Genomic DNA, 12,589 nt, shown 5'->3' with positions numbered 1-12,589 from the left:
GCGCGGGGCCATCCCCAGGGGGGCTATGGATTTTGGGGGGGTATGGGCCGCACCCCCGCCCCGGGGGCCGGTGGTCCGATGTACCTCAGGCGAGGTCGAAGCGATCGAGATTCATCACCTTGGTCCAGGCCGCGACGAACGCGGCGACGAAAGCGTCGCTGGCATCCTCGGTCGCATAGGCCTCGCTCAGCGCACGCAGCTGCGAGTTCGATCCGAAAATGAGATCGACCCGCCTGCCTGCCCATTTGCGCTCGCCGGTGCCCCGGTCATAGGCGATATAGACGCCCTCCTCGTCGGGAGAAGCCTCCCACTTCATGGTGAAGCTGGTCTGGAGCAGGTTCACGAAGAAGTCGTTGGTGAGGTTCTCTGGGCGATCGGTGAAGACACCAAGATCGCTGTCGCCGTGATTGGCGCCGAGCACCCGTAGCCCGCCCAGGAGCACGGTCATCTCAGGGGCCGTGAGGGTCAACAGATTGGCGCGATCGACGAGCAGCTCCTCCGCCGAATAGGCTGACGCGGCACCGGTATAGTTGCGAAAGCCATCGATTTGCGGTTCGAGCGGCGCGAAGGAATGGGCGTCGGTCTGCGCTTCGGTCGCGTCGGTACGCCCTGGCGCGAAGGGAACCGCGATCTTGTGACCGGCATTCGCCGCTGCTGCCTCGATCGCGGCATTGCCGCCCAGCACGATCAGGTCGGCGACGGACACTTTCTTGCCCGTTATCTGGGACGCGTTGAACGTCGCCTGGATCGCCTCGAGCGTCATCAGCGCGCTGGCGAGCTCGGCCGGCTCGTTGACGGCCCAGTCCCGCTGCGGCGCGAGACGAATGCGCGCACCGTTGGCGCCGCCTCTCAGGTCCGAGCCCCGGAAGGTCGAGGCAGATGCCCAGGCGGTCTTGACGAGCCGCGCGATGGAAAGGCCCGAGGCGAGGATCTCGGCCTTGAGCGCGCTTGCATCCGCCTCGTCGATCAGCGGATGATCGACCGCCGGGACGGGATCCTGCCAGATCCGGGGCTCGGCCGGCACTTCGGGGCCGAGCAGGCGAACATGCGATCCCATGTCGCGGTGGGTGAGCTTGTACCAGGCCTCGGCAAATGCCGTGGCGAGTTCGTCGGGATTGGCGTGGAAGTGACGGGCGATCGGCTCATAGGCCGGATCGAAACGGAGCGAGAGGTCGGTGGTGAGCATCGTCGGGCGGTGGCGCCTGGCGGGATCGTGCGCATCGGGCACCGTCGCCTCCGCGTCCTTCGCGACCCATTGGTGCGCACCTGCCGGGCTCTTCGTCAGCTCCCATTCGAAGCCAAAGAGATTGTCGAGGAAGTTGTTGCTCCAGCGGGTCGGCGTCTGCGACCAGGTCACCTCAAGGCCGCTGGTGATCGTGTCGCCGGCATTGCCCGTCCCGAAGCTGTTCGCCCAGCCGAGCGCTTGCATCTCGATCGGCGCGCCTTCGGGCTCGGGGCCGATATGGCGCGAGGGATCGGCCGCGCCATGGGTCTTGCCGAAAGCGTGACCGCCCGCGATGAGCGCGACGGTCTCCTCGTCGTTCATCGCCATGCGCGCGAAGGTCTCGCGGATGTCGTGCGCGGCCGCGACCGGATCGGGATTGCCGTCGGGACCCTCGGGATTGACGTAGATGAGGCCCATCTGGACGGCGGCTAGCGGATTTTCGAGGTCGCGATCTCCCGAATAGCGGCTGTCCGGCTTGTCGCTGGTCGCGAGCCATTCACGCTCGGGGCCCCAATTGATATCGTCGTCCGGCTCCCAGACGTCGACGCGACCGCCACCAAAGCCCGCGGTCGTGAAACCCATCGACTCGAGCGCGCAATTGCCGGTCAGGATCAGCAGGTCCGCCCAGGACAGCTTGCGCCCATATTTGCGCTTGATCGGCCACAACAGCATGCGGGCCTTGTCGAGATTGGCGTTGTCCGGCCAGCTGTTGAGCGGCGCGAAACGCTGCGTGCCATGTCCTGCGCCGCCGCGACCGTCGCCGATCCGGTAGGTACCGGCGCTATGCCAGGCCATGCGGATGAAGAGCGGTCCGTAATGGCCGAAGTCGGCGGGCCACCAGGCCTGCGAATTGGTCATGAGCGCCGTGATGTCCCGCTTGACCGCATCGAGGTCGAGCGTCGCGAAGGCCTGACGATAGTCGAAATCGGGCATCGGATTGCCTGCGGGCGGATGCTTGTGAAGCACGGTCAAATCCAGCTGGTGCGGCCACCAGAGTCGGTTCGTCATGTCGAACAGCACCGCTTTGCCATCCACCTTGCCGCCGTGGATGGGGCATTTGGCTTCCTCGTTCATATTGTCTCCCGTCAGATCGTCGCCGGCGCGTTTGAGCGCGATTACCTCCGGCTATGAAGGGCGAGCGGAAATTGCGTCTTTCTCAGGACGGACAGCTTTTGGCGGTGGTTGATGCGAATCGCTGGTCCGCGCCTGTGCCGCGTCGCGGTGCTCCAACTCCCGGCGACCGGACGATTCGGCCCCTGACCCCGGCCTGTCCTGGTCCCGTTTTTCGCCAGCGTGCTACGCTGTCGTCAGTACTTTTTCGCCCGCCTTCGCTGCTGTGAAATCACTGTTGAAACAGCGGTTTTCCTGCGTCTCTTAATCGTCCCCGACACACCGGACACGCCGTCCGGAAACTCACTCGGGGACCATCATGACCGCCCAGGCCGTTCGATCCGAAGCCAGCGCACGGGGAGCGAAAATGCTCCGTACCGCGCTTGGCCCGGCGATCGCGGCATGGCTCGGCGACCCATTGGTCATCGAGGTGATGCTCAACCCTGACGGCCGCCTCTGGATCGACCGGCTGGGCGAAGGCATCTCGGAGAGCGGCGTGACGATGGGGCCGGCCGATGGGGAGCGGATCATCCGCCTTGTTGCCCATCATGTCGGCAGTGAAGTCCATGCCCGGTCCCCGCGCGTCTCGGCGGAGCTGCCCGAGAGCGGCGAGCGGTTCGAAGGGCTGCTGCCGCCGATCGTCGCCGCCCCCGCCTTTGCCATTCGCAAACCGGCGAGCGCGATCTTCTCGCTTGCCGACTATGTGCATCAGGGAATCATGTCCCGGTTGCAGGCCGCGGTGCTGCGCAAAGCCGTCCGCGATCGCAGCAACATCCTTGTCGCCGGCGGGACGGGGACGGGCAAGACGACGCTGACCAATGCGCTGCTCGCCGAGATTGCCGGATCGAACGACCGCATCGTCCTGATTGAGGACACGCGGGAGCTGCAATGCGCCGCGCCGAACCTCGTCGCACTGCGCACCAAGGACGGCGTCGCTACGCTTTCCGATCTGGTGAAATCATCGCTCCGCCTGCGGCCCGACCGCATCCCTATCGGTGAAGTGCGCGGCGCCGAGGCGCTCGACCTGCTCAAAGCATGGGGCACCGGTCATCCAGGCGGCATTGGCACGATCCACGCGGGAACCGCGCTCGGCGCGCTCCGGCGCATGGAGCAGCTCATCCAGGAAGCCGTCGTCACCGTTCCGCGCGCGCTGCTCGCGGAGACGATCAATCTGGTCGCTGTCCTTGTCCGGGACGGCGCCGGCCGCCGCCTGGCCGAGCTGGCGCGGGTCGACGGCCTCGAGGCCGACGGCGCCTATCGCCTCACCATTCTAGACAACCTGCCTGATGGAGACATTCAATGAAGCTTGCCCGCACGGGCAGGACGCGTCGCGCCCTGCCGACACCGGCCGTCATCGCCGTCGCGATGCTGACCGCGACGCCTGCCTGGGCCTCGGGGTCGTCCATGCCCTGGGAGGCGCCGCTCCAGTCGATCCTCGAATCGATCGAGGGGCCGGTCGCGAAGATCGTCTCGGTGATCATCATCATCGCGACCGGCCTCGGCCTTGCCTTCGGCGATACGTCGGGCGGCTTTCGCCGGCTCATCCAGATCGTGTTCGGGCTCAGCATCGCCTTTGCTGCTTCGAGCTTCTTCCTCTCCTTCTTCAGCTTCGGCGGCGGGGCGCTGATCTGATGAGCACGGCGCCAGACATCCCCGGCTATTTCGCGCCGGTCCACCGCGCGCTCAGCGAGCCGGTCCTGCTGGCCGGCGCGCCGCGGGCGCTGGCCATCGTCAACGGGACGCTCGCCGGCGCGATCGGCCTGGGCCTCAGGCTCTGGATCGCCGGCATCGCCATCTGGGCGCTCGGGCATGCGCTGTCGGTCTGGGCCGCGCGGCGCGATCCGCGGTTCGTGGATGTTGCGCGCCGGCACCTGCGCTACCCTGTGTGGATGCGGCCATGATGTCGCTCATCGAATATCGCCCCAAGGCCGCGATGCTCGCCGACTTCCTGCCCTGGGCAGCACTCGTCGCCCCCGGCGTCGTCCTCAACAAGGACGGTTCCTTCCAGCGCACCGCTCGTTTCCGGGGGCCGGATCTCGACAGCGCTACGCCCGCCGAGCTCGTGGCGGTGACGGCCCGGCTCAACAATGCGCTCCGGCGCCTGGGATCGGGTTGGGCCCTGTTCGTCGAGGCACAGCGCGCACCGGCGCTTGAGTACCCGGAGAGCATGTTTCCCGATCCGGTCTCCGAACTGGTTGACCTGGAGCGCCAGGCCCAGTTCCGCGAGGCAGGCGCGCATTTCGAAAGCGGCTATTTCCTGACGCTGCTCTGGATGCCGCCCGCCGAGGAATCCGCGCGCGCCGAGGGCTGGCTTTACGAGGGGCGGTCGCGAAGCGGGATCGACCCGGCAGAGCTTCTCAAATCCTTCGTCGATCGCACCGACCGCGTCCTCAATCTCGTCGAGGGGTTCATGCCGGAGGCAACATGGCTCGGTGACGAGGCGACGCTGACCTATCTGCACAGCTGCGTCTCGACCCGGCGGCAGCGTGTCCGCATGCCCGAGACGCCGGTCTATCTCGATGCGCTCCTCGCCGACGAAGCGCTGACAGGCGGGCTCGAGCCGAAGCTTGGGCATAACCATCTGCGCACGCTGACCATCACCGGCTTTCCGACGGTGACCTTCCCAGGCCTTCTCGACGAGCTCAACGCCCAGGCTTTCGCCTATCGCTGGGCGACGCGCGCGATCATGCTCGACAAGACCGACGCTGCGCGTCTTCTCACGAAGATCCGCCGGCAATGGTTCGCCAAACGCAAGTCGGTCGCCGCCATCCTCAAGGAGGTGATGACCAACGAAGCGTCGGTGCTGATCGACAGCGATGCCTCGAACAAGGCGGCCGACGCGGACCTCGCGCTGCAGGAGCTCGGCGCCGATCAGGCCGGGATTGCCTATGTGACCGCGACGGTCACGGTCTGGGACCGCGATCCCGCTCTGGCCGCCGAGAAGCTGCGGCTGGTCGAGAAGGTGGTCCAGGGCCGCGATTTCACCTGCATGGTCGAAGGCATGAATGCGATCGAGGCCTGGCTCGGGAGCCTGCCCGGCCAGGTCTATGCCAATGTCCGCCAGCCACCAGTTTCCACGCTCAATCTCGCCCACCTGATCCCCCTGTCAGCTGTGTGGGCGGGGGCGGAACGGGACGATCACTTCAAGCAGCCCCCCTTGCTTTACGGCAAGACGGAAGGATCGACCCCGTTCCGCTTTTCCCTTCATGTCGGCGACGTCGGCCACACGCTGATCGTAGGGCCGACAGGCGCCGGCAAATCGGTGATGCTTGCCATGATGGCGATGCAGTTCCGGCGCTATCCGGATGCGCAGATATTCGCGTTCGATTTCGGCGGCTCGATCCGCGCCGCGACGCTTGGCATGGGGGGCGACTGGCTCGACTTGGGTGGCGCATCGCAGGATGCGCTGGACCGTACCGTCGCGCTTCAGCCGCTTGCCCGTATCGACGAGACCGCGGAGCGTGCCTGGGCGGCCGAATGGCTGGCGGCGATTCTCGCCCAGGAGGGCGTGCGCATCGATCCAAAGGCCAAGGAGCATCTCTGGTCTGCGCTTTCTTCCCTGGCAACCGCGCCGCTTCCCGAAAGGACTCTGACAGGGCTCGCCGTCCTCCTTCAGGACTACGGCCTCAAACAGGCGCTGGCGCCCTATTGCGTCGGGGGACCCTGGGGCCAATTGCTCGATGCCGAAGGCGAACGGCTAGGCGTCGCGACGATCCAGGCTTTCGAGACCGAGGGGCTGGTAGGCGCCGGCAGCGCCGCGGCGGTGCTTTCCTATCTCTTCCACCGGATCGAGGGACGGCTCGACGGTTCTCCGACGCTCATCATAATCGACGAGGGCTGGCTCGTGCTCGACAGCCCGGCATTCGCGGCGCAGCTGCGCGAATGGCTGAAGACGCTCCGCAAGAAGAATGCGAGCGTCATCTTCGCGACCCAGAGCCTGGCGGACATCGAGACCTCGAGCGTCGCCCCGGCGATCGTCGAGAGCTGCCCGACCCGCATCTTCCTGCCCAACGAGCGCGCAGCCGAACCCCAGATCGCGCGCATCTATGAACGGTTCGGCCTCAACGAGCGCCAGATCGAGATCCTCGGCCGCGCGACTCCCAAGCGCGACTATTATTGCCAGTCGCGGCGGGGGAACCGGCTGTTCGAGCTTGGCTTGGGCGATGTCGCGCTGGCCTTCGCGGCGGCCTCCTCGAAATCAGACCAGCACCGGATCGGCGAACTGATCGCGGCGCACGGGGCCGAGGGCTTCGCATCTGCCTGGTTGCGCGACCGCCATCTCGGCTGGGCGGCCGACCTGCTTTCAACACCAGATGAGGAGATCGATCGATGAAGACACAAGGATTGCGGGAGGCGCTCCTGTCGGGCGTCATGATCGCCGGCACTGCAGCCGGCATGGGGATCGCGCCGCCGGTGCATGCCCAGTTCGGCGGGATTGTCTACGATCCCAGCAACTATGCGCAGAACGTCCTGACGGCGGCCCGGTCGCTCGAGCAGATCAACAACCAGATCCGTCAGATCCAGAACCAGGCGACCAGCCTCATCAATGAGGCGAAGAATCTCGCCAGCTTGCCCGTTTCGACGCTGTCGACGCTTCAGCAGCAGGTGCAGCAAACGCGCACGTTGCTCGCCCAGGCCCAGCGCATCGCCTATAGCGTTCAGGACATCCAGTCGGCCTTTACGCAGCGCTACAAGGGCGCGAACCTCAATGCGTCGCAGTCCCAGATGGTGTCCAACGCCAATGCGCGCTGGCAGGACAGCGTCGGGGCGCTGGAGGATGCCATGCGCGTCCAGGCGGGCGTCGTGTCCAATCTGGACGGCACCCGCACATCGATCGATACGCTGGTGTCGGCCAGCCAGTCGGCGAGTGGCGCGTTGCAGGCAACCCAGGCTGGAAACCAGCTCCTGGCGCTTCAGTCGCAGCAGCTCGCGGATCTGACCGCGGCAATCGCGGCACAGGGGCGGGCCCAGTCGCTCGAGGCGGCGCGCAATGCGGCGGAGGAAGCCGAGGCGCGCGAACGGCTCCGCCGGTTCTTCAAGAAATGACTCCGTCGCGCAGGGGCGCGGTCGCCGGCCTCGTTGCAGGCGCCATGCTCGCCGCAACGGCGGGCATGGCCCTGTATCGCGGCGCCGGGAAACCGGCGACCGCGACGCCCGCGCTGCCATCGAAGCCACCCGTGGCGAGCAATCTGTCGCGCTGCCGGACGCTCACCATGCCCGATGCCGGCTGCGACGCCGCCTGGGAGGCGGAGCGGCGGCGCTTCTTCAGGGACGACAGGCGATGAATGATACCGGCGTTATCGACCAATTCCTGCAGGTCTACACCAATTATATCGACAGCGGCTTCGGCCTGCTCGGAGGTGAGGTCGGCTTCCTGTCATCCACGCTGATCGTGATCGACGTGACGATCGCGGGAGTGTTCTGGGCCTGGGGCGCCGATGAGGATGTCCTCCAGCGCCTAGTCAGGAAGACGCTCTATATCGGCGTGTTCGCCTGGATCATCGGCAATTTCTCCAATCTCGCGACCATCCTTCTTCAGAGCTTCGCCGGCCTCGGGCTGAAGGCCTCGGGGAGCAGCATGGCGATCGGCGATTTCATGAAGCCCGGCACCATCGCTGCAACCGGGCTCGATGCGGGCAAGCCGCTTACCGACGCGGTCTATCTGCTGGCGGGACCGATCGGCGTGTTCGTCAATTTCGCCCAGATCCTCATCCTGCTCCTCGCCTGGGCCATCGTCGTGCTGACCTTCTTCATCCTGGCGGTCCAGGTCTTCGTCACGATCATCGAGTTCAAGCTGGTGACGCTGGCAGGCTTCGTCCTGCTGCCGTTCGCCTTTTTCGGCCGCACGGCCTTCATGGCAGAACGCGTGCTCGGGCACATCATCTCCTCGGGGATCAAGATCCTCGTTCTCGCGGTGATCACCGGCATCGGCACGACGCTCTTCAGCCAGTTCACCAATGCGAGCCTGGGAGAAACGCCTGATATCGAGCAGGCGATGACGATCGCGCTCGCAGCCCTCACGCTGCTTGGCCTCGGGATCTTCGGTCCCGGCATCGCCAACGGCATCGTCACCGGCGGGCCGCAACTCGGCGCGGGTTCGGCAGCCGGTACGGCCTTGGCCGCGGGCGCCACCATCGCCGGCGGTGTCGCGGCGGCGGGCATGGCGGGTGGTGCCGCGACCGGAGCAATGTCGGTCGCCGCAGCCGGGGGAGCGCGCGCGGCAGGAGGTGCTTCGGCGGCCTACGCCGCCGGATCAGCCGGGCGCTCGGGAACAAGTGCGGTCGCAGGCGGTGTCGCAAACGTCGGCAAATCGGCGGCTGAGGGTGCCGCATCGCCGCTGCGCCGGGCTGGGGCTTCGCTCAGGGAGCACTTCGAGGCCGGGCGTGCGGGGGCGGATGCGAAAGCGCCGGCGGCGTCTGCACCGGCCGACGGCCCGCCCGCCTGGGCGAAGGCCATGAAGCGCAGGCAGGCCGTCACCCACGGCGTCTCGATCGGCGCACAGACGCTCAAGGGCGGCGACAGCCACGGTGGCGGCACCGGCCCCGACATTTCAGAAAAGGACTGAAGGATGTTTCGACGACCATCGATCCGCTACGGCACATCGCCGGAGCCGGTCACGCCCTATCAGCGCGCGGCCCAGGTCTGGGACGACCGCATCGGCTCGGCCCGCGTCCAGGCGAAGAACTGGCGCCTCGCTTTCTTCGGTTGCCTTGCGCTCTCGGGCGGCCTTGCCGGCGGTCTCGTCTGGCAATCTGCCCGGGGCCATATCACGCCCTGGGTGGTCGAGGTCGACAAGCTCGGCGAGGCGAGGGAGGTCGCGTCGGCCGAGGCGGGCTATCAGCCGACCGATCCCCAGATCGCGTATCACCTCGCGCGTTTCGTCGAGAATGTGCGCAGCGTTCCAGCCGATCCGATCGTGCTGCGCCAGGACTGGCTGCGGGCCTACGATTTCGCGACCGACAAGGGTGCGCTCGCGCTCAATGACTATGCCCGCAACAACGATCCTTTCCAGCTGGTCGGAAAGACGCAGGTGTCGGTCGAGGTATCAAGCGTGATCCGCGCATCGCCCTCGAGCTTTCGTGTCGCCTGGACCGAGCGCCGCTATCAGGACAGCGCATTGGCCGAGACGTCGCGCTGGTCGGCGATCCTGACCGTCGTGATCCAGACCCCGAGGACCGCGGATGGTCTTCGGAAGAACCCCCTCGGCGTCTTCGTGGACGCTCTCAACTGGTCGAAGGAACTCAGCCAATGACATCTCGACACGATGGGCTCGTGCGTGCCCTTTCCGGCGCGTTATTCTGCGCGTCAGCGCTTTCACTCGCGGCCGCCGCGCAAGCCCAGGAGGCGCCGTCCGCCAAAGCTGCGCCGGCTTCGGTTGCGGATGCGCTGCCTGTCAGCAAGCCCGTGGTCATCGCGGTTCCGGTGCCGGTGCCGCTCCCCGGCCAGCTCAAACCATTATCACGGGTCCCGGAGACGGGTCCGGTTTCCGATCCTCGCACAAGGGTCGGTGCCGCCAATATGGCGGCGCGGGTCGAGCCCGACCGGGGCGGGTGGCTGAACGCGATCCAGCAATTCGCCTATGCCGACGGCGCCCTTTACCAGGTCTACACCGCTCCCGGTAAGGTGACCGATATCGCCCTACAGGATGGCGAGCAGCTGGTCGGGCCCGGGCCGGTCGCCGCCGGCGACACCGTGCGCTGGATCATCGGCGATACGGTGAGCGGGCAGGGGGCGGCGAGGCGCGTCCATATCCTCGTGAAGCCAACCCGGCCGGACCTTGTCACCAATCTGGTCATCAACACCGATCGTCGGACCTATCACCTCGAGCTGCGCGCCACGCCCGTCACCTATATGGCCGCGGTCTCGTGGAGCTATCCGCAAGACGAGCTCATCGCGGTGCGGGCAGCGGCCGCCGCGATCGAGCGCACCGCGCCCGTCAGCGGTGGAATCGATGTCGCCGCGCTCAACTTCCGGTACCGGATCGACGGCGATCGTGCGGCCTGGCGGCCAGTTCGTGCCTTCGACGATGGGCGACAGGCCTATATCGAGTTTCCGGAAGGGATATCGACCGGCGACATGCCGCCGCTCTTCGTGCTTGGGCCGGACGATACCGCCGAACTCGTCAACTACCGCGTGCAGGGGCGCTACATGGTCGTCGACCGACTGTTCAGCGCCGCGGAACTTCGTCTCGGCTCCAGCAGGTCCAGCCCGCGGGTCACGATCCGGCGCGAAGACGGACGCGGGAGCCGGCGGTCATGACGAGGGAGGAAGCAGCCCAGGTGCCCGGACCGGCCGAGGTGCCCGAGGAGAAATTGGGTCCGGCACGCGGCGATGCTTCGGATGCATTCCGGCTTCGCGGCGAACCGCCGCGCGTGATGCGGCTCTCGCGCAAAGCGCTTGCCACACTCGGCATCACAGCCGGGCTCGGTATCGGCGGATCCCTGATCTATGCGCTCCAGCCGCACCGAGCCCTCACGGCTGCCAATCTTTACGACACCGACGGGCGCAACAAGGCCGATGTGGTGACGGCCGCGCCCGGCGATTATGCGAAGGTGCCGAAGCTCGGGCCCCCGCTGCCGGGTGATCTCGGGCGGCCGATCCTCGGTGCGCAGGCGGACGGCAAGGCCGTCCCGGTGCCGCCGATGGGAGCAGCGACCAACCCTCAGGCTGACGCGGCCCCGACCGCCGCCGAGCAGGCACGTGCCCGACAGACGCAGGAGCGCGACGCTGCCCGTGCGAGCCGGCTCTTCCTCGGCGCCGATGGGCAAACTCGCAGCGATGGGCCGGGCAATGGTCCGGCAGGCTCGACTCCGCAGGCGGGCGGCGCTGCGTCTTCGGTAACGAGCGGAGCCGATGCGCCGACGCCGCAGGCGCAGCCGGTCGGGCAGGGCGCAAAACGGGCATTTCTGCAGAATGGTGGCAACAGGATCACAGAGAGCGCCGAGCGCCTGACCAGTCCCTCCTCGCCCGACGTCCTTCTGGCGGGGAGTGTCATCCCCGCGGCGCTCATCACTGGAATCCGCTCGGATCTCCCGGGGCAGATCACCGCCCAGGTGACGCAGAATGTCTATGACAGCCCGACCGGGCGCATCCTGCTGATTCCGCAGGGGGCCAGGTTGATCGGCGAATATGACAGCGACGTATCGGGTGGCCAGAACCGCGTGCTGCTCGCCTGGGATCGACTCATCCTGCCCGATGGCCGCTCGATCCTGCTCGATCGCCAGCCAGGCGCCGATGCGCGTGGATTTGCCGGGCTCCAGGACGGCACCAACTATCATTGGGGCAATATGCTCAAGGCGGCCCTCGTCTCGACGCTGCTTGGCCTGGGATCTGAAATGGCGACGGACAATGGCGACGAGCTGATGCGCGCGCTGCGGTACGGCAGCCAGGACACGATCAACCAGACTGGGCGCCAATTGGTCCAGCGCGAGGCGAATGTCCCGCCGACGCTTACGATCCGGCCAGGCTATCCGCTTCGGGTCATGGTCACGCGCGACCTCGTGCTCGCACCGCTTTCGGGAGGCCAATGATGGGTAAGTTGAAGCTCGGTCCGATCGAGGACGAGAAGCCCGTCCGGCTGACGATCGAGATGCCGGCAGCCATCCACCGCGACCTCGTCGCATATGCGCGCGCCCATGCCGCCGAAACCGGCTTGAGCCAGCCTCTCGCTCCGGAACGCCTGGTCTCGCCGATGCTCGAGCGATTCATGGCCGGCGACCGTGGATTTGTCCGCAAACGCAGTGATGGGGAATAAATTTGATCCAAAATGGAGATCAATCGCCGTAAAGGGCTTTAAGCCGATGGGTTTCGCCATAGATCTGCAATAATGCTGGCAATCGCGAGCAGGTGACCGGGCGATTGGCGCGTATGTCCAGGCGTGCGCTAAAGGCGTCAATGCGTGTTCCCAGAAGACATGTTCTCACTGCTCGGTCACGATCGCTCGTGATCCGAGTAAGACCAAAATCGCCAGCGATTATAATCGGATTATAAAATAGAATCGCATCGAGCATTTCGGCACGCTCCTTTGCGCGACGATAGTAGAGTCGCTTTAAGCAAGGAGTAGAGTGATGGACCGTATCGACTATCGGGACGACGAAGTCGTCGAACTCGGAATGGTTTCGGAAGAGACCAAGGGGGTCGGCATCCTCGAGGACGATCCCGGCGGTGACAAGCAGCGCTTTGCGCTCGGCGTTGCGGCCGAATGATCGGCGGGGGGGGGGGGGGGGGGGGGGGGGGGCGGGGGCCGGGGCGCGG

Annotated in this window: 14 protein-coding genes; 12 read left to right on the top strand and 2 right to left on the bottom strand. The window is 66.4% G+C overall.

Annotated features, from left to right (window positions below):
- Positions 1–85 precede the first annotated feature (85 nt).
- A complete protein-coding gene (gene katG, locus AAHM44_RS23380; protein WP_342251497.1) occupies positions 86–2,299 on the bottom strand; it encodes a catalase/peroxidase HPI in 2,214 nt (737 codons plus the stop codon).
- Positions 2,300–2,654: 355 nt separating this feature from the next.
- On the opposite strand from katG, the gene trbB reads away from it, so the two are divergent.
- From trbB to AAHM44_RS23325, 11 genes are read left to right on the top strand one after another with little or no spacing between them, the layout of a single operon-like run.
- Positions 2,655–3,638 (top strand): P-type conjugative transfer ATPase TrbB, encoded by a 984-nt coding sequence (gene trbB / locus AAHM44_RS23375; protein WP_342251496.1) that lies wholly within the window; start codon positions 2,655–2,657, stop codon positions 3,636–3,638.
- Positions 3,635–3,967 (top strand): TrbC/VirB2 family protein, encoded by a 333-nt coding sequence (locus tag AAHM44_RS23370; protein ID WP_342251495.1) that lies wholly within the window; start codon positions 3,635–3,637, stop codon positions 3,965–3,967. Before trbB ends, AAHM44_RS23370 begins: the two co-directional genes overlap by 4 nt.
- A complete protein-coding gene (locus AAHM44_RS23365; RefSeq protein WP_342251494.1) occupies positions 3,967–4,236 on the top strand; it encodes a VirB3 family type IV secretion system protein in 270 nt (89 codons plus the stop codon). The genes AAHM44_RS23370 and AAHM44_RS23365 overlap by 1 nt, the downstream gene beginning before the upstream one ends.
- Complete coding sequence (gene trbE, locus AAHM44_RS23360; protein ID WP_342251493.1) at positions 4,233–6,668, top strand: conjugal transfer protein TrbE; 2,436 nt, start codon at positions 4,233–4,235, stop codon at positions 6,666–6,668. Before AAHM44_RS23365 ends, trbE begins: the two co-directional genes overlap by 4 nt.
- On the top strand, positions 6,665–7,381 hold the full coding sequence (trbJ, locus tag AAHM44_RS23355) for a P-type conjugative transfer protein TrbJ (RefSeq protein WP_342251492.1): 717 nt from the start codon (positions 6,665–6,667) through the stop codon (positions 7,379–7,381). The genes trbE and trbJ overlap by 4 nt, the downstream gene beginning before the upstream one ends.
- Positions 7,378–7,620, top strand: coding sequence for a putative entry exclusion protein TrbK-alt (trbK-alt, locus tag AAHM44_RS23350; protein ID WP_342251491.1), 243 nt, complete (start codon positions 7,378–7,380; stop codon positions 7,618–7,620). The genes trbJ and trbK-alt overlap by 4 nt, the downstream gene beginning before the upstream one ends.
- Positions 7,617–8,900 carry a P-type conjugative transfer protein TrbL gene (gene trbL, locus AAHM44_RS23345; protein ID WP_342251490.1) on the top strand — a complete coding sequence of 428 codons (1,284 nt, stop codon included), beginning with the start codon at positions 7,617–7,619 and terminating at the stop codon, positions 8,898–8,900. The genes trbK-alt and trbL overlap by 4 nt, the downstream gene beginning before the upstream one ends.
- A gap of 3 nt (positions 8,901–8,903) precedes the next feature.
- Positions 8,904–9,587, top strand: a complete 684-nt coding sequence (trbF, locus tag AAHM44_RS23340) for a conjugal transfer protein TrbF (protein ID WP_342251489.1) — start codon at positions 8,904–8,906, stop codon at positions 9,585–9,587.
- Entirely contained in the window at positions 9,584–10,594 is a 1,011-nt protein-coding gene (trbG, locus tag AAHM44_RS23335; RefSeq protein WP_342251488.1) for a P-type conjugative transfer protein TrbG, read from the top strand. Before trbF ends, trbG begins: the two co-directional genes overlap by 4 nt.
- Positions 10,591–11,865: a TrbI/VirB10 family protein gene (locus tag AAHM44_RS23330; RefSeq protein WP_342251487.1), complete on the top strand. Its 1,275-nt coding sequence runs from the start codon at positions 10,591–10,593 to the stop codon at positions 11,863–11,865. The genes trbG and AAHM44_RS23330 overlap by 4 nt, the downstream gene beginning before the upstream one ends.
- Positions 11,865–12,089: a DUF2274 domain-containing protein gene (locus AAHM44_RS23325; protein ID WP_342251486.1), complete on the top strand. Its 225-nt coding sequence runs from the start codon at positions 11,865–11,867 to the stop codon at positions 12,087–12,089. Before AAHM44_RS23330 ends, AAHM44_RS23325 begins: the two co-directional genes overlap by 1 nt.
- A 19-nt stretch (positions 12,090–12,108) precedes the next feature.
- On the opposite strand, the gene AAHM44_RS23320 is transcribed toward AAHM44_RS23325, so the two are convergent.
- The gene (locus tag AAHM44_RS23320; protein WP_342251485.1) at positions 12,109–12,345 is read right to left on the bottom strand and encodes a hypothetical protein; all 237 of its coding nucleotides are present in this window, start codon (positions 12,343–12,345) and stop codon (positions 12,109–12,111) included.
- A gap of 57 nt (positions 12,346–12,402) precedes the next feature.
- Here AAHM44_RS23320 and AAHM44_RS23315 point away from each other — a divergent pair, with 57 nt between their 5' ends.
- Complete coding sequence (locus AAHM44_RS23315) at positions 12,403–12,540, top strand: benenodin family lasso peptide (protein ID WP_342251484.1); 138 nt, start codon at positions 12,403–12,405, stop codon at positions 12,538–12,540.
- The last annotated feature ends 49 nt before the right edge of the window (positions 12,541–12,589 follow it).

It is taken from the genome of Sphingomonas sp. OTU376 (assembly GCF_038440415.1).
Lineage (GTDB): Bacteria > Pseudomonadota > Alphaproteobacteria > Sphingomonadales > Sphingomonadaceae > Sphingomonas > Sphingomonas kyeonggiensis_A.
Note: the sequence above shows the minus strand (reverse complement) of the source record. Positions and strands in the feature narration are given on the sequence as shown.